The organism is Nocardiopsis deserti (assembly GCF_008638355.1).
GTDB lineage: Bacteria > Actinomycetota > Actinomycetes > Streptosporangiales > Streptosporangiaceae > Nocardiopsis > Nocardiopsis alborubida.
This window is the reverse complement of record NZ_ML703349.1, coordinates 337261-362877: the sequence shown is the minus strand read 5'-3', so window position 1 is coordinate 362877 and position 25617 is coordinate 337261. Positions and strand designations below refer to the sequence as shown.

The window sequence follows — 25617 nt, the reverse complement described above, 5'->3', positions numbered from 1 at the left end:
TGTCAGGAGAGGGACGAGAGCAGGGACAACCACTCCTGACGGCCGAACACCAGCACACACCCGCCCGGATGGCGTGAATCGCGGAAGAGCACCCGGCCCGGTTCTGTCAGAGAGGCCTCGCAGCAGTTCTCATGCCCTGCGGACCTTGACGACTTACGCCATCCGGTGCCGTCGCGTCCGTCGCACCAGTGGGCACGCGCGTCGTTTCGCCCGGTCATAACTGGTTCGTCCCACCGTTTCCTCCGCGCGGACGGCAGCGGAATCTCGCCTTTTGCGGACACTTGCCAGTATTTTACTTTCCGAGCTCTCCCACAGGAATAGCTTTCCCCTCCCCCAAGGAACGCGTGAGGTCAAAGTGAACAAAGTGATCGACTTCGTCACCGACGACGGCACCGTGGTCAGCATCGAATCCGTGCCCGCCCGCAGGGAAGGTGCCTCCAACGTCTCCAGGAGGTCAGAAGAGGCCACCGGCGACAAACGTCTCGACGACGTCCTGCTCCGGATCCGCAAGGTCGCCGAGGCGGTGTCCGAGCAGTTGCGGGAACTGACCTCCGCCTCGCTCGCCCCCTCGGAGACCGAGGTGGAGTTCGGGGTGAGCGTGACCGCCGAGGCCGGGGCCGTGGTCGTCAAGGGGAGCGCTGAGGCCACCTTCAACGTCAGGATGACCTGGTCGGGCAAGGGCTGAGCGCACACGGCGGTGGCCCGGGTCGCGCGCCACGACCGGGCCACCGCCGAGGGGAGGGGAACCGGCGCGGTGACCGAAAAGGGGCACCGCTCCGGCACGGACCAGCGTGATCTTGTACTTACAGCGCGCCTCGAACGCCCAACCTCGCTACAAGTACAAGATCACCACGGAGGAAACCCCCTGGTTCACACCAGCAACATCTAGTCCCAGTCCAGGCCGCCGCCGGTCTGGTACTCGATGACGCGGGTCTCGAAGAAGTTCTTCTCCTTCTGGAGGTCCATCATCTCGCTCATCCACGGGAACGGGTTCTCCGTCTCGCCGAAGATGGGCGCCAGGCCGATCTGCTCGGCGCGGCGGTCCGTGATGAAGTGCATGTACTTCTCGCACAGTTCCGAGTTGAGGCCGAGCACGCCGCGCGGCATGGTCTCGCGGCCGTAGGCCACCTCCAGCTCACAGGCCTCGGTGAGCATCTGCCGGACCTCGGCCTGGAACTCCTCGCTCCACAGGTGCGGGTTCTCGATCTTGATCTGGTTGATCACGTCGATGCCGAAGTTCAGGTGGATCGACTCGTCGCGCAGGATGTACTGGTACTGCTCGGCGATGCCGACCATCTTGTTGCGGCGGCCCAGCGACAGGATCTGCGCGAAGCCGGTGTAGAACCACATGCCCTCGAAGATCACGTAGAAGGCCACGAGGTCGCGCAGGAAGGCCTGGTCGGCCTCCGGGGTGCCCGTGCGGAACTCGGGGTCCTCCAGGTTCTGCGTGTACTTGAGCGCCCAGGCGTCCTTGGCGGTGATCGAGGGGACCTCGCGGTACATGTTGAAGAGTTCGCCCTCGTCCAGGCCGAGGCTCTCGCAGATGTACTGGAAGGTGTGGGTGTGCACCGCCTCCTCGAAGGCCTGGCGCAGCAGGTACTGGCGGCACTCGGGGTTGGTGAGCTGCCGGTACACGGCCAGCACGATGTTGTTGGCCACCAGCGACTCGGCGGTGGCGAAGAAGCCGAGGTTGCGCTTGAGCATGAGGCGCTCGTCCTCGGTCAGCCCGTCCCTGGACTTCCACAGCGCGATGTCGGCCTGCATGGCGACCTCGGTGGGCATCCAGTGGTTGTTGCAGCCCGCGAGGTACTTCTCCCACGCCCACGTGTACTTGAGCGGGAGCAGCTGGTTGACGTCGGCGCGGGCGTTGATCATCGCCTTGTCGTCGACGTTGACGCGCTCGGCGTCGCGCTCGATCTCACCGAGGCCGCTGGTGGCGCTCGCGCTGTTCTCGGAAACTGCGGTCATGCTGGGGTTTCTTCCGTTCTCCGGACGTACCGGAAGGGTCGTGGCTGGGTGGAGGGCCGGACGCCTCCGCGGCCCGGGGCCCGCCGGAGGGCGGGGGCGGCGCGACGCCGCCCCCGCCCTCCGGCCGTCGCACGGGGTGCGCGGCCGCCGGGACGGCGGTGCTACTGGCAGGCCTCGCACTCGGGGTCGTCGATCGAGCAGGCCTGGCCGTCGATGATCTCGAACTCGTCCTCGTCGGCCGCGCCGCCGGTGGCGGGCCCCGGGTTCGGGGACGGGCTCGGGCTCGGGCTCGGCGCCGGGGCGGGGCTCGGCGCGGGCGTCGCGACAGGAGCCGGGGCCGCCGGGGCGGCGGGGGTCGCGGCGACCGCGTTGAGGCGGCCGTCGGTGCCCTTGAGCGTGCTCTTCTCCACGTGGGTGGCGCTCTGCGAACGCAGGTAGTAGGTGGTCTTGAGACCGGAGCGCCACGCGCGGCGGTACAGCGAGTCCAGCTTCCTGCCGCTGGGGGCCGCCATGTACAGGTTCAGCGACTGGGCCTGGTCGATCCACTTCTGGCGGCGCGAACCGGCGTCCACCAGCCACTCGGGGTCGACCTCGAACGCGGTGGCGTAGAGGGCCTTGAGGTCGGCCGGGACGCGCTCGATGGCACCGAGGCTGCCATCGTGCATCTTCAGCGCGGAGACCATGTCGTCGTCCCACAGGCCGCGGGCCTTGAGGTCGCGCACCAGGTAGGGGTTGACCACGGTGAAGTCGCCGGACATGTTCGACTTGACGTACAGGTTGCGGTAGACCGGCTCGATCGACTGGCTCACGCCGGTGATGTTGGCGATGGTCGCGGTCGGGGCGATGGCCATGACGTTGGAGTTGCGCATGCCCGTGGCCTTGACGCGCTCGCGCAGCGAGTCCCAGTCCAGGGTCTCGCCCCGGTCCATGTCCAGGTCGCCGTCGCGCGACTCGGCCAGCAGGCGCAGCGAGTCGATCGGCAGCACGCCCCGGCTCCACAGCGAGCCCTCGAAGCTCTCGTAGGAGCCGCGCTCACCGGCCAGCTCCATGGAGGCCTCGATGGCGTAGTAGCTGATCAGCTCCATGCTCTCGTCGGCGAAGGTCACCGCGCCCTCGGAGGCGAACGGCGTGCGCAGCTTGAACAGGGCGTCCTGGAAGCCCATGAGGCCCAGGCCCACGGGGCGGTGGCGCATGTTCGCGCGGCGCGCCTCGGGGATCGTGTAGAAGTTCACGTCGATGACGTTGTCGAGCATGCGCACGGCGGTGCGGACGGTGCGGCGCAGGCGCTCGGCGTCCAGGCCGTCCGGGCCCGTGTGCTGGGCCAGGTTGACCGAGCCCAGGTTGCAGACCGCGACCTCGTCGGCGCTGGTGTTCAGCGTGATCTCGGTGCACAGGTTGGAGGAGTGCACCACGCCGACGTGCTGCTGCGGCGAGCGCAGGTTGGACGGGTCCTTGAAGGTGATCCACGGGTGCCCGGTCTCGAACAGCATGGTCAGCATGCGCCGCCACAGGTCGACGGCCGGGAGGGTCTTGGAGACCTTGATCCGGCCCGCCACGGCCTCGGCCTCGTAGTGGGTGTAGGCCTCGGCGAACGCGGCGCCGTACTTGTCGTGCAGGTCGGGGACCTCGTCGGGCGAGAACAGGGTCCAGGTGCCGCCCTGCTCCACGCGCTGCATGAACAGGTCCGGAACCCAGTTCGCGGTGTTCATGTCGTGGGTGCGGCGGCGCTCGTCACCGGTGTTCTTGCGGAGGTCGAGGAACTCCTCGATGTCGATGTGCCAGGTCTCCAGGTAGGCGCACACCGCGCCCTTGCGCTTGCCGCCCTGGTTGACCGCGACGGCGGTGTCGTTGGCGATCTTCAGGAACGGCACGACGCCCTGGCTCTTGCCGTTGGTGCCGCGGATGTGCGAGCCCAGGCCGCGCACCGGGGTCCAGTCGTTGCCGAGGCCGCCGGAGTACTTGGACAGCATCGCGTTGTTGCTGATGCCGTGGAAGATGGCCTGGAGGTCGTCGCCCACGGTGGTGAGGAAGCAGGAGGACAGCTGCGCCCGCACGGTGCCCGAGTTGAACAGGGTGGGCGTGGAGGCCATGAAGTCGAACGAGGACAGCAGCTCGTAGAACTCGATGGCGCGGGCCTCGCGGTCGTCCTCGTTGAGGGCCAGCCCCATGGCCACCCGCATGAAGAACGCCTGCGGCAGCTCGTAGCGCACCTCGTCGCTGTGCAGGAAGTAGCGGTCGTAGAGGGTCTGGATGCCCAGGAAGGTGAACTGCTCGTCGCGCTCGGGGCGCAGCGCGGCGCCCAGGCGGGCCAGGTCGAACTTGGCCAGCGCCGGGTCGAGCTGGCCGAGGTCGATGCCGCGGCCGACGTAGGCGGCCAGGTAGGCGGCGTAGCGCTCGCCCATCTCGGACTGGCCGGCGGCGTCGGGGGCGCCGCTGATGAAGGTGAGGGCCTCGCGGCGCAGCTTGTCCAGCAGCAGGCGGGCGGCCACGTAGGAGTAGTCCGGGTCGACCTCCACGAAGCTGCGGGCGGCCATGACCAGGGCGAGTTCCACCTCGGCGTCGGAGATGCCGGGGTAGAAGCCGCGACGGGCCTCGGTGAGGACCTTCTCCGCCGAAACACCGGTGAGCCTCGCACAGGCCTCGGCTACGACGTGCTCGATCCGGTCGACGGCGGCGGGGGGGTTGCCGTCCTTGCTGGACCGAACGGATGCGGGCACGGCCTCGACGTCAAGGGTCATACAGCGGCTCCAACCTCGATAGAAGAGTCCCGGCGGGGAGGGGACGAGAAGCGAGGGTCGCGCGGCGCTTCCGGCGGACCGGCGCACTGGGTGCGCGCGGTCGTCTGGCCGGCGGGCCGCGGCGGCTCGTTCTCGAAGCCCCGTCGTCGGCACACACTCAGGTGTGCATCACCGGTGGCGGGTGCGCGGGGACCATGACACCGGGGGTCCACGGGGGTTCCCAGTGCCTGTGACGGCCTCTTCTTCCACTCACCGCTGCGGGGACGGCCCGACTCGCGCCGGGTCCCCTCTGCCTCACCCCGGGGGGTGAACCACCAGCGGGAGAGATACTACATCTAGGGGATGGTGCGTTGGAACACCGCAAGATGATGGCGTGTCATCGATTTCTCAGGTTCTTCGACGATTGTCGAACACACCCCGGAGGCGTGGTATGAGGGGCTCTCGGAGGCCCGTCGGCGCGGGGGCTGAGCGCCCCGCCGGGGCGGCCCTGAGGCGACCCGACACAGCCTAGGTCGTCGCCGGGGCCGCCCGTACCCGGACCGCCCCGCGCCGCCGCCCCAGTCGGCACGCAACGCCCGCGCACGGCGGCCGGACGGCTTCGCGGAACCTGGCGTACCCGGTCGTGCGGCCACGACCGCCGGGCGCTCCGGAAAAGCGCTTCGGCCGGGGCGGCCCGGGCGTGTCGCGGCCTCCGGCGGGGAAACGTCGGAAACCTCACTCGCCCCGGTCGGCGCTGGCCTCACCCGGCGTCGAGCCGCCGGTCCAGGGCGTCCTCGTCCAGGCCCAGGTCGACGCGGACGCGGAACCGGATCCGCAGCAGCTCCAAGAACAGGTCGTGGACGTAGGGCGAGGCGTCCAGGCCGAGGAAGCGGTGCGCGCCGACAGTGGACCACCGTTCGGCGCCCTCCAGGTCGTCGTGCGCGTACAGCGCCTCGGCGACGTGGATGTAGGTCTGGAGCCCCGGGGGCTCCTCGTCCTCCAGGCGTCTGAGGTGGGTGTAGGCCTGCCCGACCTCGTTCAGTTGCAGCAGTGCCCCGGCGCTGAGGGCGCGCGCGTCGATCACCGTGGGCCCGCCGTCGTCGATCGCCCGCTGGTAGGCCGAGCAGGCGCGCTCGAACTCCTGTGCGATCTCCCACTGCTCCCCCGCGCGCACGAACAGCTCCGCGCGGGAGATCTCACTTCCGGCGTCGACCCGGTTGGCCAGGTCCATGAGTTGGGCGGCGACCCGTCCGTGCTCACCGGACCGGACGGCGTGGAATTCCAAACGGTCGAGTTCTGCCGTCGTCACGTGGGTCAACCGCATCGCCCCCATCCCCTACTCGCACTCCCCGCGCAAGGCTCTCAGGGCCTGGCACGCTCCAGTGCCTGCCAGAACCCCTGGCGCAGTCCGTCCCGGACCTCGTCACGCAACAGGTGGTCGATCGGCAGCGAGGAACCCTGGAGCAGACGCGCCTCCAGGTCGGAGGGCATCCGGGGCCTGCGGGCGAGGACGGCCTCGACCCACAGGGCGGGTGCCTCGCGGGCGATCGACTCCGCGAAGTCGTTCCCTTCTTTGTGCGCAACATGCACCGCTTCGTCAACGGTATGCGTGGCGGGGCGCGTCTGCTGGGGATATCCAGGACTGGGACGCGGTTCCCGGTAGTCGCCGGTGCCGAACCGGCTGTCGTGTTCGGGACCAGTAGGCCGCGGTCCCCCGTAGGAGGGGGCCGCCGCACCGCGTTGGGCGGTGTCAGTTTCCGTACTGGTCCCATAGGTAGGGTTTGCGTCGTTCGCACCCCCGAAGCCGGGATTGTCCCCCGGGCCGAACCTGGGGTCCTGGGGCGGTGCGCTCCTCTGCGGTGGCGCGTGCCCCGGCTGGCCGTGTCCCGGTTGCCCGTGCCCCGGCTGGCCGTGTTGGCCCGGCTGACCGTGTTGGCCCGGTTGCAGGGACTGCCCGTCCTGGGAGAACGAGCGCTGCGGTCCGGTTCCGCCGGCGAAGGACTGCTGTGGCCCGGTCCCGCCGGCGAAGGACTGCTGCGGCCCCGTCATGTGCTGCTGTGGAGGCGGCGCCTGTCTCGCCGGAAGCCCGTAGCCCGTGTGGTCGTCCCCGCGCAGGGACTGGTGCCCCCCGGTGACGGGGTAGCCCCCCTGGCCGCCCTGCGCCGGGTGCCCCCCGGTCATCGAGGCGCCCGGATAGGCCCCGTTGCCGCCCACGTTCGGCGGGATCTGGCCGCCGGAGGGGAAGCCGTTGGCGTCGATCGCACCGGACTGCTGGTGGTCCGTGCCCTGCCCGGCCAGGTGGTCGCCGCCGCCGCGCTGCTGGGCGAGGGACCTGCGCATGGCGCGCAGCTGGTCCATGGCGCTGCCCTGGGGGGTGGGCTGTCCGCCGGTTCCGGCGAACATCGCCTCCAGGCCCACGGCGGAGGAGGAGGCCGACTCCACCCGGTTGCCGCCGGGCTGCGCCGTCGCGACGGGCTGTCTCGGGGTCTCGGGCGCCGAGCGGGAGCGGCCGTTGGCGAACGGCGTGGTGGTCTTGGCCGCGGTCTCCTGGGCGGAGCCGCCGCTGGAGAGCAGGTTGACGTGCGGGCGCAGATGGCCCGCGCCGATCTCGATGAGGTCGTCGCACTCGCGGCGCAGGGCCCGGGAGATGGTCCAGTTGCCCTCGACGGAGACGTGCACGACGGTGACGCGCACACCCATGTCCTGTACGTCCGCGACGACCGACGCCATGTCCTCGTCCCCGCTGACCAGGACGGCGTCGCACAGGACGCCGGTACGGGCCAGCGTGGTGAGGTCGCGCTGGACGTAGCTCTCCACACCCTCGCGACGGCCGGGCCTTATCCGCGCGCCGCGGAACTTGATACCGGGGATGTCGGCGATGCCGTCCTGCTCCTGGGTCCGCCGGTCGTCGGCGACGGCCTCGTACCAGTAGCAGCGCAGGAGCGGCAGACCGGTGCGGTCCCGCGCGACCTCGTTGAGGAACTGGACGAGACCGGTGTAGTCCCAGGAGACGGAGTCCCGGTTGCGGGTTCCGTGCACTGCCATCGCGCCGTCCGCGAGAAGGTACCCCGCGTCAACGAACAACGCGCAGCGGTCCACTGGCACCGACCCCCTTCCCTGTTGTCTCTGGGCCATGTCCATGACCGGGCCACAGCCTAGCCAAGTCTGTCTGGTTTTGCGTGTCCACTGTGAATACGCAGAGTTATGGACCTGCTACACACGGGCGGTTTTCCGGTGCGGTCAGAGGCTCCGAAGCGTCCGGACAGGCCCGGACGGGGCGGGTGGACGCCCGTGCCTCAACTGCGCATGGGAGCCGTCAGCACCACGGCCCCCACCATCACGGCGTCCTGTTCCGTCAAGATTCGGATGTCCGTTTCTCGGCCAAGTACTGAGTCGAATCGGACCACGTCGGTGCCGAACGCGAGCGGGTCACCCACCGCGCCGCGGGCCGAGCCGGTGAAGGCGTTGTCCGCCCGCCCGTGGCCGCCGACCGGCGCCACCGCCGTCCCGTCCACGGTCACCCGGTCCCCGCCCAGGTCGGGGTCGCCCTCCCAGGCCACCACGTCGATCCGGGCGGGTACGGCGGCGGGCAGCAGGCCCGACACCGCGAAGGGGTCGTCCCCGCCGCCGTGGAAGGAGACCCGGGTGTCGTCGAGGACCATCACCTGGTTGCGGGCGCCCACCTGTGGATCCTCCAGCACGACCACGAGGCTCCAGCCCGCGTAGTGGCCGCGGCCCTCTCGCGCGGGGGCGTCGCCGACCCACCACTGGCCGCCGCCCTGGGCTCGCACCAGGTCGGTGACCTCGGCGAACGCCTGGTAGGCGGGGTAACCGGGCAGCTCGGCGACACGGCTGTCCGTGGCCTCGACGGTGCGGTAGTCCGTCATCCCCGGGCCCCGGACCCGGACGGAGGGGGCGTCGGGGGTTCCGGTCCCGGAGAGGTAGAGCCCCGCCCAGCGCACCCTGCCGCCCTCGGGGAGTTCCCAGGTCGCGGAGCTGGAGGAGGCGGTGGAGGGGTCGTCGTCGGCGTCCAGCGGGGCCATCGTCCAGTGGTCGTTGTCCAGGCGCGGCCCCCGGCGCAGCCTGGCCTGGGCGCAGGGGCCGTCCTGCGACTGGTCCTGTGCCTCGGGAGCACTGCGGGGTTCAGGGGAACTGCGGGGTTCGGGGGTGCCGTGAGGTTCGGGAACCTGGTGGGGCCCGGGGTCACCGTACGCCTCGGACACTCCGGATTTTTCGGGCATTCCATGGAATTCGAGGACACTCCCGAACGCGGAGGCGTCGTGGAGCCCGGAGCCCTGGCCGGGAGCGCCGTGGGCCGCCGTCACCGGGACGGGACCGCCGTGGCCCGCGACGCCTCCCGATGACGGGTCGCGCACCGTTTCCGTGGGCACATTGTTGTCCGGCGCATCCGCCGTCCCGTCAGGAGCCCCTTCACCCTCTTGCTGACCAGGAACCACATCCTCCTCCGCCCCCTCCTCCGTGGTCGCTTCGGAGTCCGGCGGCTCCGGGCTCGGGGACGCGGGGACCTCCGGAGCGGGAGAGGACTCCGTGCGCGGCGCGGTCTCGGAGCCTGGCGGTCGCGGGTCGGGGACGTCCGGAACGTACGGCCAGTCCCACCACGACCACGGCCAGTGGTCCCTCCGCTCCGGTTCGACGCAGGTCATCAGCGCGTTGCCGACGCTCTCCGCGCGTACCCGGCCCGCGGTGGCGTAGCGGGCCGTGACGCCCTCCGCGCTCACACCCCGCTCCCCCGTCGCCTCGGCGGTCGCGCCCGCGGAGGACACCGACACCGCCGCCGGAACGCCGACCTCGGCGTCCGGGGCCACGCGCACGTCGATGAACTGGGTGCCGTCCTCCCCCGCCGCCATTCCCGGATGCGCGCAGCGGCCGCCCCCGCTGCCCGCGGAACAGCTCCAGTCACCGTGCCCCACCGCCATGGGAACGGCGTTGCCCGCGCCGCCGGAGGAGACCATCTCCACGCCCGGGGGCAGGGTGAGCAGGGCGACGACCCCCTCGGCCGCACCGCCGCCGATGTTGCGGACGTCCATGACCATGATCCCGTCGCTGCCCGGGAGCAGGGAGCCGACCGGGTCGATCCCCACGGCGAACCGCGGCCCGGGCTCCTGCGGCGCCACCTCCTCCTCCGGTACGTCGGCGGGCGGTACCGCCGTGACCGGTTCGGCGGGCTCGGGCCGCTCGTCCGCGTCCGGGCGCGGCCGGTCGTTCGCGGGGGGAGCTGGCTGCGGCGTGTCCGGGGCGGGTTGGGGCGCGTCCGGAGCGGGTGGCGCCTGGGGCTGCTCCCACGGGGCCGCCACCGGGGGCGGCCGCTCGCCGGGAAGCGGTTCCGGTGCGCTGGTCAGTGCCAGGGCGACCGCGACCGCCACACCGGCCGCCGCCGTGCTTCCGGCCGCCGCCTGCTGCTGGCGGCGCGACATCCTTCCCCACCAGGCGCTCCCGGCGGTCCCGGCGGAGAGGTAGCCCGCCGCCCCCGCGCCCGCCACCAGCGGCAGGACGACACCGCGCAGTCCGACGTTGACGTCCGTCAGCTCGGCGTAGACCTCACGGCAGTCCGCGCAGCCGTCCATGTGCCGGTCGACCTTGGCGGTGTCGCGCCGGGACAGTCCCTCCCTGACGTGGGCGCCGAGCAGGCCGAGGGTCGGGCGGCAGGCCTCGGCGGCGTTCCCGCCCGCCAGGTGCATCTGGAGGTAGGCCTGCCGCAGGCCCTCCCTCGCCCGGTAGGCGAGGGCGGCGACGCCGTTCGGCTTCATCCCGAGCACGTCCGCGACCTCGGCCGGTTTGGCCCCCTCGATCTCGGTGTGCCAGAGAACCGACTGCCAGCGCTCGGGGAGCGAGAGGAAGGCCCGGGCGATGAGGGAGCGCTCCAGCCCCTCCAGCGCGGGGTCGACGAAGGGCTGGCCGGGGTCGAGGCTCTCCATGTCGTCGGTGACGACCTGGCGCCTCTCCCCGCGTCCCCGGTCGTAGGCGGCGTTGCGGACGGCGGTGAGCAGGTAGGGGCGGAAGGAGTCCTGCGGCCCCCCGCCGCGCCGGATGACGCTGAGCACGCGGGTGAACGCCTCGGCGACGGCGTCCTCCACCTCCGCCTCGCCGCGCAGCAGCTGCCGGGACAGCCCCCGCGCCGCCGCCACGTGGCGTTCGTAGAGGGTGGCGTAGGCGCCGGCGTCGCCGCCCCGCACCCACTGAAGCAACTCACCGTCACCGACCAGAGTCTCTGTGTGATCGTCGGGGACGTCGTTCACCCGGCGTCCTTTCTGGGGAGTGCGCGCCGCGGTCCGGGACGGAATCCCGGTCCGACGCTGGAGGACACGTGCTCGAAAAATATCCCGCATTCGCGTCACAGCCGCCACCGATCTCCGTAATCAGGGGTGAGGGAGGACGGAACGCCCCGAGCGGACGCGGGCCCGCCTCCAGGGAGGACCGACGGACGGGAGCAGCGCCATGGGAGATGCCGAGGTGGGGGCCGGAACGCGGGACCGTGCGGCCCGTCCCCGGGAGCTGCGCGCGCCGTGGGGCCGACGGAGCCGGGAGGCGGGGTGGGATCCGCCCGAGAGCTGGTGGACGCCCGCCGTGGACGCGGTGTGTGAGGCCTTCGCCTCGGGGGACGACCTGGCCGGACCCTGCGGCCTCCTGGGCGGTGCGAGGGCGCGCTCTGGGGTGGGGATCGGGCAGAGCCTGGACGACCTGGCGGCGTTCACGTCGGTGGCGGGGTGGCGGAACCCGCCGCCCGTCCTGGTCCGGGCGCTGGCCGAGGGGTGGGCGGACGCGGGACGCGGGTGGGAGACCTGCCAGGACCCGCTGACCGGCCTGGCCACCGCGGAGTACCTGAGGACCCGGCTCGGCGAGCTGTACCGGCACACCGGCGACGGGGCGCCGCCCGCCTCGGGGCACCGGCTCGTGGTCGTGGCGCTGGACCCGGGGATCGACCCGTGGCGGCGCACCGCGCGGCTGATCGTGCTCGGCTACGAACTGCGCAGGTTCTTCACGCGCGGGGAGTCGGTGTGCCTGCTGGCTCGGGGGCGGATCGCGGTGGTGGCCGCCGAGTCCGGGGACCTGGACCGCGAACTGGACGCGCTGCGCCGGGGAACCTGCTGGGAGCACGGAGCGGCCGTGTGGACGGTACCCCTGCCCGCCAGCCACGGGGAGGCGATGTCCCTGATCGGGGGGCTGGAGGAGAGGCGATGACCTGAGGACGCCGTCCCCGCGCCGCGAGGCCCCGGCCTGAGCGGCCCGGCGCGGGACGGCCGAGCCGACCGGACCGGTGTTTCGCCGAGGGGACGAACCCGGACGGTCGGCGCCCGCCGGACCGGGTTTCCGGGTTTTCTGGCCCCGGGAAGGGCGGCCCGGGAACCGGACCGGCGGATGGGGGGTGCCGTACGGCGTCCCCGGAGGCGCGTCCGCATGGGGAGGCGGGCGCGCCTCCCCATGCCGTCACCCGACCACGGGTTCATCCCAGGTTGAGGCGTCCCCCGGTCACCGCGAAGACCGCTCGGCGCCAGGAGGAGGCCGGGACGCTCCTCACCTCGGCGATCCTCTGCTCGTATCCACCCTGGACCGGGGTGCGCCGGTCGTCCACGGCGTCGATCCAGGACTCGATCCCCCGCACTGCGGGGTCCTGTGCCGAGGGGCCCTGCGCCGGGGCCTCCGGGCCCGGGAGGTCCGAGGTCGGAGCGTACGGGGTCGGAAGGTCCAGGCGACCCTCGGCACGCGGCACTCCCCGGTCCGGTTCCGGCTGGCCCCCGCCCGCGTAGGGCGCGGCCGGGATGTCCGGGAACCCGGTGGAGGCCAGCGGCCGGTCGCCGTACGCGGGGTACGGAACGCCCTGCTCCGGCCCCTGGGCTCCGGGAGAAGCGGACGCCTGTCCGGCTCCCGGACCGGAACGCCCTGCGGCCTCCGCGGGACCGGTCTCCTGCGGCGCGGGACCTCTGACGGCGGTGCCCGTCTCGGGGGGCGCGCCGACGGGTTGGGAGGGGCCAGCGGGACCGGAGTCCCCGGGGAGGGCCTCTCCCGTCCCGGAGTCCGGCACGGACGTGTCGGGACGCACGGGGTCGGAGTCCTTCGGGGAGGCATCGGTCTCCTCCTCCTGGCCGCCGGGTTCCGCCGCCTCCGTCTCGGGTGCGGGCAGGGAAGCACCCGGGTACAGAGGGGAACCGTGTTCCCGCGAAGGCTCCAGCGCGTCCAGGGCCGTTGGGCTCTCCGGGGCGTCAGAGGTGTCCGGGGCCTCTGAGCTCTGCGGGGTCTCCTGGTCCTCCTCCCGCGTCTTGCGGGCACGCCGGTCGGCGCCCATGACCAGGAAGACGTCCGTCTCCTCCGCGTCCGGGTCCGGTGGTTCCTCCTCGCCTCCGGGGTTGACGGTCACGGGATCCGCCGGGCGCGGCGGACCGACCCGCCGGGGCTCCCGGGTCGCGCCGGGGCGCACCGGCGGACGCGACGCCCCGGAGGGAGGGGTCGAACCGAACCAGGCGCGGGCGGGCGGGAGCTCCTCCCGGGGCTGGGACACGGAAGGCGTACCCGGGTTCCGCGGCGCTTCCTGCCCGGCCTGCGGTTCCTGCCCGCCCGGCTGCTCCCGCCTGCCGGGCGGTCCCTGGTCGCGCGCCGGCTCCGGCCGCGGAGCGGGCGACGGCTTCGCGGGAGGCGCCGGTGGCGCGGCGGGAGGCACTGCGGGAGGCGCCGCCGACGCGTTCCGGTCCACAGGCACGACCGGGTCCGGCTGCGGCTGCCATGGCGCCGGCTGCTCCGGTCGCCGCGGTGGCTGTGGTGGCTGTGGTGGCTGTGGTGGCTGCTGCCACGATGTCCGCTGTTCCGGCGGACTCTGCGCAGGCCCGTACTGCTGGGGTCGCTGAGGCTGCTGGGGCTGTTCGGGGGGCGCCGGAGGCTGCTGGGCCGGCGGGGCGGGCATGGGCGTCCCCGACAGGAAGGCCTCGGCTACCGAGTCCTGCGCGAAGGTGCGCGGCGTCGCCGTTCCGCCGGGTGGTGCGGGGGGACGTTGCGGCCCCGAGTGGCCCGCCCAGGGCGCCTGGTTGGGACCGGTGGGCTCGTGCGGCCTCGGCGCCTCGACGGCGTAGGGCGTCGGAGGAAGCGCTCCCTGGTGCGGATGGCCCGGCACGCCTCCGGGCGGAGTGCCCTGACCGTGTCCGGGGACGTCGGAGAACCAGCCGCCGGACGGAGCTGGCTGCGGACCGCTGGCACCCCCGCCCGGAAAACCCTGACCTGCCGCGGAGTGAGGGCCGCCGGGCCCGCCCTGCTGGCCGTACGCATACTGAGGACCACTCGGAAAGCCCTGGCCGGAGGCGGGTTGTGGCCCGCTGGGAGCCACGTGCGGACCATAGGGCCGCTGCCCGCCCGAGGAGGCCCGTGGTCCGCTCGGCGCCGCGTTGTCGCCCCCCTGCTGGCCGTACGGGTGCGCCGTTCCCCGGCCCGGGTACGGCGTGTGCGGGGAGGGCTGCTGGCCGCCGGACGGCGTGCCCCGCCCCGGGCCCGTCCACCGCGCGGCGTCCTGACCGGTGGCGGGCCCCTGCGGCCCGCTCGGGGCGGCGCCCCCGCCCGGGAAACCCTGACCCGCCGCGGGGTGGGGGCCGCTCGGTGCCGCGTTGCTCCCCCGTTGCCGGGCGTCGTGGCCGCCGGACGGAGCGGGCTGGCCGTGCACCGGCCCGGCGTACCGTCCCGGTTCGCCCCACGGCGCCTGGTGCTGGCCTCCCTGAGCATGCCCCCCGTGCGCGGGAGCCCCCGGCTGCCAGCCGGTCGGGTTGCCGGCGTCCGGCGGCGCGACCGGGTTCCCCTGCCCCTCGCGCTCCTCCCGGGCCTCCTGCTCCCCGGAAGGGGCCTCCCGTTCCGGGTCGGGTCGCTGCTCCATGGCTACTCCCCTCCTTCGCGGGCCCGGCCCGGCCCGGCGGCGTCCACCGAACGGTCCAGGGCCTCGGCGGCCACCAGCTGGACGATCCGGTGGGTGGCCTCACCGATGAACCTGGGGCGTACGACCGTGCCCTGCGCCAGGTGCCGGTCGTGCGGCAGGACGATGACGCCCGCGCCGCTCTCGGCGATGATCCCGGTCGTGCGGGCCACGTCGAACCCCGGGTCCTCGCGCCGCCGCTCGTCGAAGACGACCACCACGGTCCGCCGCACCTCGTCCTGTCTGCCGTCCGCGACCAGCAGGTCCAGTTCGCGCCCGACCCGGAGCGCGGCCTCCCGGGTCGCGCGGACCACGCGCACGCGTGCGTGGGCGGCCTCACCGACGGCCGCCACGAACGCACCGCCCGACTCCCCGGCGACGAGGGTCACTCCGAAGAACCGCGAGATCGGCAGCAGCCCGGACATGTAGGCCCCGGCCCCGTCCGGAGCGGCCCGTACCGTCCACAGGTGCTCGTTGACCTCGCCGAGACTGGCGCACACCGACTCGAAACCGGTGGCGTCCACCCCGTCCAGGTCGCCGGGCTCGTCCAGGCCCAGCCGTTCGGCCAGCGACGGTGCCCGGCCGGTGGCGTCCACCGTCAACACCCGGTCGTGGCGGAAGTGCGCCAGCGAGCGGGCGACCAGGGCTGTCACCACCGACGCGTCGGCGCCCGATCCCAGGTCGTCCACGACGATCCGGCGCCCGGTCGAGGTGGGGCGCTGCAACCGCCTCCCCAGCTCGATGATGTCGGCCACCTCGTCCGCCGCCCGGAACGGGCGCAGCGCGGCCCGGCCGACGCGGCGCACCCAGCGGTCGCCAGGCACCGGCCGTGTCCCGGAGGCGGCCGGGGAGGCCCCGGTCGGGGTCTGCGTCTGTGAGGCGTTCATCGTCCCCCCGCTCAGAAGGTCGTGAGGAGGCGCTGGAAGGTGCCGAACGCGCCGATCGCCAGGGGCACCAGCACGACGACGGCGACCGCCTCGAACCTGCTGGTGACACCGCGCAGCCGCGCCCGCACGTGCTCGGGCTGCTCGATCGACAGCACCACCGCGGGGACGGCCGCCACCGCGACCGTGATCCCCAGCGCGGGCCACACCCCCCAGGGCCCGGCCTCGGCCCAGGCGAGGAGGAAGGCCACCAGCACCACGAGGCTCGCGGCGATGAGCACCGACTTCTGCGCGACCAGCGGGAACAGCCGGGCGCGGCTGGCCACGACCAGGGCGAGCACCACCGACAGCCCCGCCGTCCACCAGTCGAAGTGGGTGGCCAGGCCGATCCCCGCCGTGGCCGCGGCCACCGCCACCGCGATCGTGGCGATCACCAGACTCCGGTGGGCGCCCGCCACCGAGGTGAGCACGTCGCTCCGGGTCACCGCGTCCCCGGAGCTGCGCCGGTCGTCCAGGACCGCCAGTCCGGAGAACATCAGCGCCAGGCGGAGCAGCAGGCTCAGCAGCACCACGCAGGCCACCGCCATGATGACGGCGACCTGGTAGGTGGGCAGGCCCAGCGCCGCACCCACCGACCACACGGCCGCCAGGGCGAGCCCGACTCCGCCGCCGGTCAGGCCGCCCCGGCCCAGGCCGGAGGTGAGCCCGAGCAGCAGGACCAGGCCCGAGACCAGGACGGCGCCGCCGCCCCAGCGGGCCCACTCGGGCCAGCCGAGCTGGTCGCAGGCCAGCCACAGGGCCAGTCCGCCGACCGCGGCGCCGCTGATCGCCAGCGCCGTCCCCAGGGGCTCCCGCCAGGTCGGTCCGATCGACGCACCGGCCGTCACCAGCACGGCGGCGACCGCGGCCAGCCCGACGAGGCCGCCGTTCCCGGAGAAGTACCCCTGCACGATCCAGGCCGCGCCCACCGCGAGGGAGACCAGCGAGACGGTGGCGGTCCAGCGGGCCGCCACCGGGTTCCAGCGCCCCTGGTGGTCGTCCAGGGCCATCGAGACCGCTTCGGGGACCTCGTGCACCACCGGGGCGGGCACCGGCTCCTCCGCCCGGACCAGCCGCAGCACCGCGCCGTCGGTGACCTGCCGTTCCGCGAGCGTGGTGTCGCCCTCCAGGACGATCCCGGAGGCGGTCACCAGGTGCCGCAGTTTGGCGGGGTTCTCCACCTGGTCGCCGAGGAGGTCGAGCACCTCGGGCATGAGCGCGCCCACGGGTTCGCTCGCGGGCAGGACGGCGTCGACCCTGCGCTCCTCGCCGACGAGGGTCACGCGGCTCCAAGCGGTCATTGCCTTCCCATCCTCGCTCCTGCGTTGCCGGTGGCTCCGGCCACCGCTCTCGGATCCGGGGTCCGGGCCCCGGAATTGGGTCGTGTTCTCCAGCCGGACGGCGTGGGGGCCTCCAACGGCGTCCCTAGCCGGGCACGTCGCTGACGGCGATGCGCTCCAGGTAGCCGTTGCCGATGAGCCAGCGGATCGTCGGCACGGGGGGCACCTCGGTGAACCCGGCCGTGTCGAGTGTGAAGCGGACGCCGCCGCCGGGGTTCTCCCCGTTCGCGGGGGCGCTGGTCGCGCTCACCTGGAAGGGGTGGATGACCCGGTAGCGGTGGTAGAGGTCCTCGCCGTCGGGGCCGGTCCGGGCGTGGTCGGGCAGGCCGCGTTCCCCGAAGGGGATCCCGTCGGGGAACAGGTAGCGGCCGCTCTCCTGACCGAAGGCGTCCACGACGTCGCCGACCGCGAGTCCGTGCAGGTAGGAGCCGCCGCTTCGCTCCTGCAGACTCTCGCGCACCGTGGTGACCAGCTCCGCCGTGGCCTCGGAGGTCCGCTGCTCCTCCGCCTGGGTGAGGACGGTCGGCTCGGGCTCGGTGGTGGCCAGCTCCTGGTAGAGCCAGCGGGCCGCCTCGTCCTCGGTGGTGAACTCGGGGCCGGGGCGTCCCTGGTCGAAGTCCATGACCGCGGCGGACAGGTAGCCCTCCGCGTCCTGGCTGAGCAGGTAGTAGCTGTCGAGGGTCCCGGGCTCGGGACGGGGTGCGCCCGGGAGCACGTACAGGCTCCCGGGGACCCCGGCGGCGTCCAGCTCCTCACGCAGGTCGTCGAACGTGACCTGCGCGCCGACCCAGTCTCCCGGGATGGGCGGAACGGCGTTGTTGGCCGGTCCGGACGCCTGCTGCTCCTGCTCCACCCGCTGGGTGCTGAGCTGGTTGCTGACGAAGGACCAGCCGACGGTGCCGCCGCAGATGACGGCGGCGAGGCAGGCGCTGATCGCCACCTTGCCGAAGTTCTCGTCCAGGCGGCGCCGGGTGCGCTGGCCGCCGAAGAGCACCGCCTCACGCAGGCGCTGTCGGCGCACGGCGACGGACTCCAGCAGCTGACTGTCGTAGTCGCGTGCCAACCGTGCTCCTCACTGCCTCTCGTGTGCGATCCGTCCCGCGGGTCCGGTCAGATGTTCATGACCGCGCTGTTGGCGCGGCTCAGGGTCTCCTGCGCGGTGGAGTCGTTGGTGGACAGCGTCTCGCGCACGAGCCGGATGATCTCGCGGACCTCGTTACCGGCGTTGTGCCACTTGAGCTCCTTGGCGCTGTACTCCTCGGACACGCCGGTGGCCTCGAAGTCGGCCATGGCCTGGCTGACGTCGGTGTCGTGCTCGCCGATGAGGGTCTCGAGGCGGTTCGTGATCGACTGGATGTTGCCCTGGGTCTCCTGGGAGGCACCGAGATCGTAGGCGTTGTTGCTCATTGATGCTCCTTACGGGGGGTCAGGGGATCAGCGGAACTTGGCGGCGTCGAAGTTGGCCGAGCCCATGCTCTGGTTCGCGTCGTCGGCCATGGTCTGGTCACCGGTGACGAACGCGGTGTTCATACCGGTCTGGCCCTCCTGGATGGAGCCGAGTCCCGCGCGCAGGTCCGCGGTGATGGCGTCGGCCCTCAGCTTGAAGGAGTCGAACGCGGCCTTGCCCGCGCCGTCGAACTTGCCGGACAGGGGCTCGGCGGCCTGGACGAGTTGCTGGATGAGGCTGCTCAGCTCGTCACCGGTGGTACCGGTGCTCTGGGACAGGGTGGTCAGGGTGCTGTCGCCGATCTGCCAACGTGACAACTTTTCACCTGCTTTCCTCGGGGGTCCTCGCGAGGCTGTTCGCCTCCCGTGGGGGATGACGCACGCTGGGTGCCCGTGGTTCGGAAGACGATCCGCGACCGGGCAAGGACTGGATCCCCCCATAGGGGAGGATCTGCATCATACAAGCGGCCTCTGACGGAGGAACAGGGACGATCCCCGCCTGTGGACGACGGCCGGTGAACGGCCCGAACGCCTCCTGCGGACCGGCCCGGCCCGCTCCCGCACCGGGTTCTCCGAGGCGGGCGCCCCGGATACGGCCGCACCCCTCCCATCGTCGGCGCGTGGCCGTATCCGGCCAACCCGGACGCGGGCGCGCCCCGCCGGGCGCCCTCGGGGAAACGGGGGCTTCCCGCTCCGCGGACCCGGTGAAACCATCAGCGGGGAACGGGCGTCAGACTCTGGTGTCCGCGCGGGCCGGGGCGCGGCACCGGGCCCGCTCCCACGGGCGGCCGCCGCCAGGCGGCCTGACCGGCGGGGACCGGCCGGACCCCCGCCGGGGACGGCCACCGGGGCACCGCGATCCGAAACCGTGGTCGCGGCGTCCCGTCGAGGAGAGGACACCGGCGGACGGACGCGCACCCGCACGCCCGCACCGGAAGCGAAGGGACGCCCATGAGCACAGCGGTCGGCGAGCTCGCCGCGAGGATCCGTGCGATCGACTGGAACGCCGACGCCGGTCGCACCCGGTCGCGTGCGGCCCTCATGCGGGAGTACCTGCGCCGTTCGGCCGTGTGGACCCGCGTGCTCGGCACCAGGGGATGGCCCTTCTACGACATCGCGGCGGTCGCCGCCCCCGGGGTGCGCGCGGACGAGGAGACCGTGAAGGGCGTGCTGGAGGACCCGCACGTCGTCCAGCAGTTCCCCACCGTGGGCAGGACCTGCGCCTGGGCGCTGCACCTGGCGGCGGTCCGGGACGCGGGAGCGCCTCTGCCCCCTCGGCTCAGCGACCCCTTCGCACCGCTGATCCGCATGTACGAGCGCGGCGGCGGCTTCTCCCTCTCGGCCACGGGGACGATCGACGTGGACGAGGCCGGTATCCACCGCGGAACCCTGCTCCAGCACCTCGGCGACACCCCGAAGGCGCCCGAGACCGACGAGGAGCTCGACCTGCTCGACGCGTGACCCGCGGGCGGACCGCGCTCCTCCGGCGCACGGCGCCGCCCCTGCCCGCTTCCTCCCCCGGCCTCCGGCGCCGCGCGGCCCCCGGCGCCACGCCCGCTCTCCGTCATCCGCACACTGGTACACCGTCCCTGGCCGGTCCGCCGGGATCGCGCGCCGTCCCCGGACACGCGCGGTCTCGCCCCCACGACGCCTACGGCGCCTGGGAAGCGCCGCGGTCCCGGTCCCCGCCCGCGGCCTCCCACACACACAGGTAAACGAGGAGATCCCTTGAGCCACGACGCGGTCGCCCTCCTGGCTGGCCCTCCCGACCGGCGCGCCCTGACCAGGGCCCTGGTCGCCGCCGGACCGGACCTTCGGGTGCGGTTCGCGGCCGACGGAGCCGTGGTCGAACTGCTCGACGCCGGGGGCCGCCTGGTCGCCGCCATGCAGGCGGCCCAGCGCCTGGCCCTGTCCGCCGAGGCCGAACGGCTCCTGGCCGACGGCATCGTCGACGACCTGCCCGCCCAGCCCTACTGGGTGGAGGCCCGCGGCGCCGAACTCGCGGACACCGACACCGCCGGGGCCGTCGGTCGCTTCGTCCGCGACCTCGCGGACCGGCTCGGCGGCGTCGTGTGGGAGCCCGAGCCGCGGCTCTCCCGCGGCGACGCCTTCCTGGACGGCTCCACCGACCACCCCGCCGTCACCGCCCGCACCGACAGGGCCGTGGTCGTGGTGCAGGACCGCCCCCTGGTCCCCATGTCCCCCTGGCTCGTGGACACCGTCGCCGCCCACGGGCGCGAGGGACTGCGGCTCCAGGTCGTCACCCCCTCCACCAGCCGCGTCACCCACGCCCTGCGCTCGGTGCTGGCCAACCCCACCGCCCGCTGGGTGGTTCAGGCCCCCGACGGCGCCTACTACGACGGGTTCTCCGGGGTGCCCCTGGTCTGGGACGAACAGGAGGCCTTCGTCCTGGACCGGAGCGCCCGCGCCGAGGACGGACCGCACGAGGCGTTCCGGGCCCGGGCGGAGGAGACCGGCTCCCATCTGCTCGTGGAGCTGAAGGCGGAGCACCCCGCCGACAACGGCCTGGTCCTGGGTGAGGCCGCCGAACTGCTCGCCGAGCGTCTGGGCGGCCGCGCCCCCGCGCTCTGGGGCACCAGCGAACCCCTCCCCCAGGAGTGGAACCGGGCTGCGCTGACCCGCCTGTGCCGCGAACGCGCGCCCGGGCAGACCTGGTTCGTGTTCACCGGCCCGCCCGAGGGCGTGCGCGAGGAGGGCGTGCTCCCCTTCAGCGGCACCCAGCGGGTGATGCGCACCGCGCACGGGGTGCGGGAGAGCGTCTCGTTCGCGGTGGCCCGGCCCGCGGGCGAGGAGCACGACCTGGACGCGCTGGCGTCGGTGGTCCGCACGCTCACCGAACGCGACGTCCTGCGGACCATGACGGTGCAGCACGCGGCCGGGCGGCCGGACCTGACCCACGAACCGCGCTGGTGCGGCCTTCCCCTCCCGGTCGGCCTGGCCGTCGGAGTGGAGGGGATCTCCTCGATCGGCACCGACCGGGCGCTGTCCGCTCCGGTGCGCGGGGTGCCGTTCGGCCCGCCGCTCACCCCCTCGGTCTGGTACCGGGTCGGGGACGGCACCGAGCCGGACGGCTGGCAGCGCTTCCGCGAGCTCATGGACCACCTGCACCCCGACGGCGCCCGCGCGGACTGACCTCCGGCCGCCGCCGGGCGCGCGGCCGGGCGGCGGCGGGTCCGTACGTACGCGAAAAGCCCCTTTGGCACTGTCTTCGATAGGGTTTTTCCGCACCCCCGCGCAGCCCCCGCGCCCTCGTCCTCCCACCCCTGCGCCGAGAGGAAAGCCGATGAGCCTTCGCGTCGTGCACCGGCCGACACGAACCGTGCATCCCACTCCGGCCCAGGAACCGCACGAGGTGGAGGCCCCGCCGACCCTCCCCGACGGCAACGCCCAGGGCAACCCGCTGATGACCATCCTGCCGATGGTCGGCATGCTGGCGTCGATGACCATCATGATGGTCATGCGCAACCCGGCCTTCATCGCGCTGGGCGGCGTCCTCCTCGTGGTGGCCCTCCTCGCCGCCGTGGTCATGCTCTTCTCCCGGCGCGGCCAGGTCGCCCGGCAGCGCCGCAACCAGCGTGAGCTGTACCTCCAGTACCTGGAGGAACTGCGCGAGGAGCTCACCGCCTGGGAGCAGGGCACCCGCGCCCACGCCCGGCTGCTCGACCCGCCGCCCGAGGCCCTGTACGACGTCATCCGCGACCCCACCCGGCTCTGGGAGCGCCGCCGCAGGCACCGCGACTTCCTGCGGGTGCGGGTGGGCACCGGCCTGACCGAGGGCCGCCCCCTCCGCCTCGCCGAACAGGGCACCGCCCTCATGCCCACCGACCCGTTCATGCTCTCCGAGGCGCAGGCCGCCATCCGGCGGTTCGCCTCGGTCCCCGAGATGCCGCTGACCCTGCCCCTGGACATGGCCGGGAACGTCAGCGTGATCGGCGAGCGCGAGGACGTGATGCGCGTGGTGCGCGCCCTCGCCGCCCAGTTCGGCGCCTTCCACGCCCCCGAGGACGCCGGGTTCGCGGTGTCCTACCCCGCGGACAGGGCCGAGGACTGGTCCTGGCTGCCGTGGCTGCCCCAGGCCCTGGACCCGCAGCGCCGCGAGGGCGGCGCCGCCGTCCGCCTGATCGCCCCCGACCCGGCCAAGCTGGGCGGCCTGCTCGCGGACGAGCTGCGCTCGCGCACCGACTTCGCCTCCGAGGTCCGCCGGGGCATGGGCAAGCGCGAGGCGTACCGGATGCTGCGAAGGCTCCTGGTCATCCACGACACCCACGGCGACGTGGCCGCCGAGCTGGTGCGGCCCGACCACGCCGTGGACCCCGTCGACCTGGGCGTCACCGTGCTGCACCTGGTGTCCCGCCAGATCGACGAGCCCGGCGACGTGAACGTGCGCGTCACGGTCGCCGGCGACCAGGTCCGCGTCGAGGAGCTGCGCGGCACCGACCCCGTGGTCACCACCGGCACCGTGGACGACGTCTCCGACGCCACCCTCACCGGCCTGGCCCGCATGCTGGCCCCGCTGCGCCTGTCCCCGGAGTCGATCGAGGAGACGGCCCAGGAGGGCGGCAGCGTCGACTTCCCCGCGATGATGGGCGTCCAGGACCCCGGTTCCATGGACGTGCAGCGCCTGTGGGCGCCGCGCAGCGAGCGGGCGTTCCTGCGGGTGCCCATCGGCGTGGACGACATGGGCCAGCCCGTCGTGCTGGACCTCAAGGAGTCCGCGCAGCTGGGCATGGGACCGCACGGCCTGTGCGTGGGCGCCACCGGTTCGGGCAAGAGCGAGATGCTGCGCACCCTCGTGCTGGCGCTGGCCGCCTCGCACCCGCCCGAGCGGGTGAGCATGGTCCTGGTCGACTACAAGGGCGGCGCCACGTTCGCCCCGTTCGAGGACATGCCGCACGTGGCCGGGGTGATCACCAACCTGGAGGACGACGCCGCGCTGATCGAGCGCGTGTACGCGAGCCTGTCCGGCGAGGTGCAGCGCCGCCAGCAGGTGCTGCGCGACGCCGGGAACGTGTCCAACATCGGTGACTACACCTACAAGCGCGAGCACGACCCGAGCCTGCCGCCGCTGCCGCACCTGCTGGTGATCATCGACGAGTTCGGCGAGCTGCTCACCGCCCGTCCCGACTTCATCGAGCTGTTCCTGTCCATCGGCCGCATCGGGCGCAGCATCGGCGTGCACCTGCTGCTGTCCAGCCAGCGCATCGAGGGCGGCAAGCTGCGCGGCCTGGACACCTACCTGTCCTACCGGCTGGGTCTGCGCACCTTCTCCGAGGAGGAGAGCCGCACGGTCCTCAACACCCCCGACGCCTTCCACCTGCCGTCCCTGCCCGGGTTCGGCTACCTGAAGGTGGACACCAGCGTCTACCAGCGCTTCAAGGCGGGGTACGTGTCCGGCGCCTACCGCGGCCCGGTGGCCGAGGAGGAGCCCACCGAGGGCGCCCCCTCGGTGCGCCGCTACACCGCCTACAACGCCGACGCGGAGCCGGCGGAGGCCGCGGCCTCCGGGTCCTCCGGCGAGGACGTGCCCATGCCCTCCCGCACGGTGGGCCCGACCCTGCTGGACGTGATGGTCGGCCAGTTCGGCAGGCACGGCGAGCAGACCCGGGAGATCTGGCTGCCGCCCCTGCCCTCCGCGACCACGCTGGACGCGGTGGCGGGCGAGCCGGAGGAGAGCGACCGCGGGCTGCGGCTGCCCGGCGAGCACGAGGCGATGCGCGTGCCGCTCGGCCTGCTGGACGACGCCACCAAGCAGTGGCAGGGCGTGTGGAAGCTCGACCTGACCGCGTCCGGCGGCCACGCCGCGATCATCGGCGGCCCGCAGAGCGGCAAGACCACCCTGCTGCGCACGCTGGTGCTCTCGCTGGCGCTCACGCACACCCCCGCCCAGGCGGCCGTGTACTGTCTGGACCTCATGGGCGGCGGCATGCAGTCCCTGGCGGCGCTGCCGCACGTGGGCGGCGTGGCGGTGCGCACCGACGCCGAGCGGGTGCGCCGCACGGTGGAGGAGATCCAGGGCATGCTCGAACACCGCCAGACGGTGTTCCGCGAGCGCGGGATCGACTCGGTCGCCCAGCTGCGCCGTATGCACGCCCGCGGCGAGGTGCCCGAGCTGGCCAGCGCCGACGTGGTGTTCGTCGTGGACGGCTTCGGCGCGCTGCGCAAGGACTTCGAGGACATCGACCCGATCGTGACCGAACTGCTCCAGCGCGGCGGCGGGTTCGGCGTCCACGTGGTGGCCGGGATGCTGCGCTGGAACGACGTGCGCATCGCCGCCCAGTCCAACTTCGGGCAGAAGGTGGAGCTGCACCTCAACGACGCGTCGGACTCCACCATCGACCGCAAGCTCTCGGAGACGATCAGCGCCAAGACCCCCGGCCGGGTGCTGACCGACGCCGAGCTGTTCGGCCAGGTGGCGCTGCCCCGGTTCGACGGGGTGGCCGACAACGACAACCTCGGCGAGGTCGTGGAGAAGGCCGTGCGCGCGGTGGACCGCTCCTGGCGGGGCGCGCGTGCGCCCCGGGTGCGGATCCTGCCGCACCGGCTGTCCGCCCGTACCCTTCCCACGGCGGAGTCCGAGCCCAGGGCGGTACCGGTCGGCGTGGACGAACGCGCCCTGGAGCCGGTGCTGCTCGACCTGTTCGAGCGGGACCAGAACCTGCTCGTCATGGGTGACGGCGAGTGCGGCAAGACCAACCTGCTACGGCTGGTCGCCGAGGGCCTCGTGGCGCGCTACTCCTCGGACGAGGTCGTGTTCGCGGTGATGGACCCGCGCCGGACCCTGCGGGACGTGGTGCCCGAGGAGTACATGGGCGGGTACGCGAGCAACCCCCGCGTGTGCGCGGGGCTGGCGGGCGGCGTGGCCAAGGAGGTCGAGGGCCGCCTGCCCGAGGACGGGGACGTGGACTCCCTGGAGCCGGGCTCGTTCAAGGGCCCTCGCATCGTGGTGCTCGCCGACGACTACGACGTGCTCACCACGGCGGGCCAGAAACCGCTGGCGCCGTTCGTCCCGTTCGTGCCCAACGGCCGCGACATCGGCCTGCACTTCGTGGTGGCGCGCCGGGTGGCCGGTGCGGGGCGCGGGATGTACGACCCGCTGGTGCAGGCCATGCGCGAGATCGGCACGAGCGCCCTGGTGATGTCCGGCGACCGGAGCGAGGGCCAGATCCTGCCCCGGGTCTACGCGGCCAGCCAGCCCCCCGGGCGCGGCAAGTGGGTGACCCGCGGCGGTTCGTCGCGGCTGGTGCAGACCGCGCTGCGCGACCCCCACGACACACAGGTCTGACGCCCCGCACAGGCCC

General features: G+C 73.2%; 17 protein-coding genes. 5 read left to right on the top strand and 12 right to left on the bottom strand.

All coding sequences use genetic code 11. From position 1 onward, the window contains the following. Positions 1 to 2 precede the first annotated feature (2 nt). Positions 3 to 218, bottom strand: coding sequence for a DUF397 domain-containing protein (locus tag FYW99_RS06715; RefSeq protein ID WP_150251079.1), 216 nt, complete (start codon positions 216 to 218; stop codon positions 3 to 5). 146 nt (positions 219 to 364) lie between these two features. On the opposite strand from FYW99_RS06715, the gene FYW99_RS06710 reads away from it, so the two are divergent. Further along, complete coding sequence (locus tag FYW99_RS06710) at positions 365 to 685, top strand: CU044_2847 family protein (RefSeq protein WP_150251211.1); 321 nt, start codon at positions 365 to 367, stop codon at positions 683 to 685. A 200-nt stretch (positions 686 to 885) separates the two neighbouring features. Here FYW99_RS06710 and FYW99_RS06705 read toward each other — a convergent pair whose 3' ends face one another. From FYW99_RS06705 to FYW99_RS06685, 5 genes are all read right to left on the bottom strand, one after another. Continuing rightward, positions 886 to 1968: a ribonucleotide-diphosphate reductase subunit beta gene (locus FYW99_RS06705; protein WP_082768472.1), complete on the bottom strand. Its 1083-nt coding sequence runs from the start codon at positions 1966 to 1968 to the stop codon at positions 886 to 888. Between the two features lie 161 nt (positions 1969 to 2129). Next, positions 2130 to 4706 carry a ribonucleoside-diphosphate reductase subunit alpha gene (locus tag FYW99_RS06700; RefSeq protein WP_150251078.1) on the bottom strand — a complete coding sequence of 859 codons (2577 nt, stop codon included), beginning with the start codon at positions 4704 to 4706 and terminating at the stop codon, positions 2130 to 2132. Between the two features lie 739 nt (positions 4707 to 5445). Further along, positions 5446 to 6018, bottom strand: coding sequence for a hypothetical protein (locus FYW99_RS06695; RefSeq protein ID WP_150251077.1), 573 nt, complete (start codon positions 6016 to 6018; stop codon positions 5446 to 5448). A gap of 29 nt (positions 6019 to 6047) precedes the next feature. After that, on the bottom strand, positions 6048 to 7784 hold the full coding sequence (locus tag FYW99_RS06690; protein ID WP_150251210.1) for an NYN domain-containing protein: 1737 nt from the start codon (positions 7782 to 7784) through the stop codon (positions 6048 to 6050). 197 nt (positions 7785 to 7981) lie between these two features. Continuing rightward, complete coding sequence (locus tag FYW99_RS06685) at positions 7982 to 10942, bottom strand: sigma-70 family RNA polymerase sigma factor (RefSeq protein WP_150251076.1); 2961 nt, start codon at positions 10940 to 10942, stop codon at positions 7982 to 7984. 199 nt (positions 10943 to 11141) lie between these two features. Between FYW99_RS06685 and FYW99_RS06680 the strand changes: the two genes are divergently transcribed. Then, entirely contained in the window at positions 11142 to 11885 is a 744-nt protein-coding gene (locus FYW99_RS06680; protein WP_150251075.1) for a hypothetical protein, read from the top strand. A gap of 262 nt (positions 11886 to 12147) precedes the next feature. On the opposite strand, the gene FYW99_RS06675 is transcribed toward FYW99_RS06680, so the two are convergent. From FYW99_RS06675 to FYW99_RS06650, 6 genes are all read right to left on the bottom strand, one after another. Then, positions 12148 to 13059 carry a hypothetical protein gene (locus FYW99_RS06675; protein WP_150251074.1) on the bottom strand — a complete coding sequence of 304 codons (912 nt, stop codon included), beginning with the start codon at positions 13057 to 13059 and terminating at the stop codon, positions 12148 to 12150. Positions 13060 to 14555: 1496 nt separating this feature from the next. Beyond that, complete coding sequence (locus FYW99_RS06670) at positions 14556 to 15476, bottom strand: ATPase (protein WP_150251073.1); 921 nt, start codon at positions 15474 to 15476, stop codon at positions 14556 to 14558. An 11-nt stretch (positions 15477 to 15487) separates the two neighbouring features. Further along, positions 15488 to 16813, bottom strand: a complete 1326-nt coding sequence (gene eccD, locus FYW99_RS06665) for a type VII secretion integral membrane protein EccD (protein WP_190394572.1) — start codon at positions 16811 to 16813, stop codon at positions 15488 to 15490. 124 nt (positions 16814 to 16937) lie between these two features. After that, the gene (locus FYW99_RS06660; RefSeq protein WP_150251072.1) at positions 16938 to 17915 is read right to left on the bottom strand and encodes a TNT domain-containing protein; all 978 of its coding nucleotides are present in this window, start codon (positions 17913 to 17915) and stop codon (positions 16938 to 16940) included. A gap of 47 nt (positions 17916 to 17962) precedes the next feature. Beyond that, entirely contained in the window at positions 17963 to 18259 is a 297-nt protein-coding gene (locus tag FYW99_RS06655; protein ID WP_150251071.1) for a pore-forming ESAT-6 family protein, read from the bottom strand. 27 nt (positions 18260 to 18286) lie between these two features. Beyond that, on the bottom strand, positions 18287 to 18616 hold the full coding sequence (locus FYW99_RS06650) for a hypothetical protein (protein WP_017562516.1): 330 nt from the start codon (positions 18614 to 18616) through the stop codon (positions 18287 to 18289). A 633-nt stretch (positions 18617 to 19249) separates the two neighbouring features. On the opposite strand from FYW99_RS06650, the gene FYW99_RS06645 reads away from it, so the two are divergent. The 3 genes from FYW99_RS06645 (at position 19250) to eccCa (ending at position 25601) form a co-directional block, all read left to right on the top strand. Continuing rightward, entirely contained in the window at positions 19250 to 19759 is a 510-nt protein-coding gene (locus FYW99_RS06645) for a hypothetical protein (protein ID WP_150251070.1), read from the top strand. A 267-nt stretch (positions 19760 to 20026) separates the two neighbouring features. Then, positions 20027 to 21451, top strand: a complete 1425-nt coding sequence (locus FYW99_RS06640; RefSeq protein WP_150251069.1) for a DUF6177 family protein — start codon at positions 20027 to 20029, stop codon at positions 21449 to 21451. 151 nt (positions 21452 to 21602) lie between these two features. Next, on the top strand, positions 21603 to 25601 hold the full coding sequence (gene eccCa, locus FYW99_RS06635; RefSeq protein WP_150251068.1) for a type VII secretion protein EccCa: 3999 nt from the start codon (positions 21603 to 21605) through the stop codon (positions 25599 to 25601). Positions 25602 to 25617 lie beyond the last annotated feature (16 nt).

Bases quoted from the DNA above. Each gene is read 5' to 3' on its own strand.
- FYW99_RS06715 (WP_150251079.1), bottom strand. From the start codon at position 218: ATGACCGGGCGAAACGACGCGCGTGCCCACTGGTGCGACGGACGCGAC.
- FYW99_RS06705 (WP_082768472.1), bottom strand. From the start codon at position 1,968: ATGACCGCAGTTTCCGAGAACAGCGCGAGCGCCACCAGCGGCCTCGGT.
- FYW99_RS06700 (WP_150251078.1), bottom strand. From the start codon at position 4,706: ATGACCCTTGACGTCGAGGCCGTGCCCGCATCCGTTCGGTCCAGCAAG.
- FYW99_RS06695 (WP_150251077.1), bottom strand. From the start codon at position 6,018: ATGGGGGCGATGCGGTTGACCCACGTGACGACGGCAGAACTCGACCGT.
- FYW99_RS06680 (WP_150251075.1), top strand. From the start codon at position 11,142: ATGGGAGATGCCGAGGTGGGGGCCGGAACGCGGGACCGTGCGGCCCGT.
- FYW99_RS06670 (WP_150251073.1), bottom strand. From the start codon at position 15,476: ATGAACGCCTCACAGACGCAGACCCCGACCGGGGCCTCCCCGGCCGCC.
- eccD (WP_190394572.1), bottom strand. From the start codon at position 16,813: ATGACCGCTTGGAGCCGCGTGACCCTCGTCGGCGAGGAGCGCAGGGTC.
- FYW99_RS06655 (WP_150251071.1), bottom strand. From the start codon at position 18,259: ATGAGCAACAACGCCTACGATCTCGGTGCCTCCCAGGAGACCCAGGGC.
- FYW99_RS06645 (WP_150251070.1), top strand. From the start codon at position 19,250: ATGAGCACAGCGGTCGGCGAGCTCGCCGCGAGGATCCGTGCGATCGAC.
- eccCa (WP_150251068.1), top strand. From the start codon at position 21,603: ATGAGCCTTCGCGTCGTGCACCGGCCGACACGAACCGTGCATCCCACT.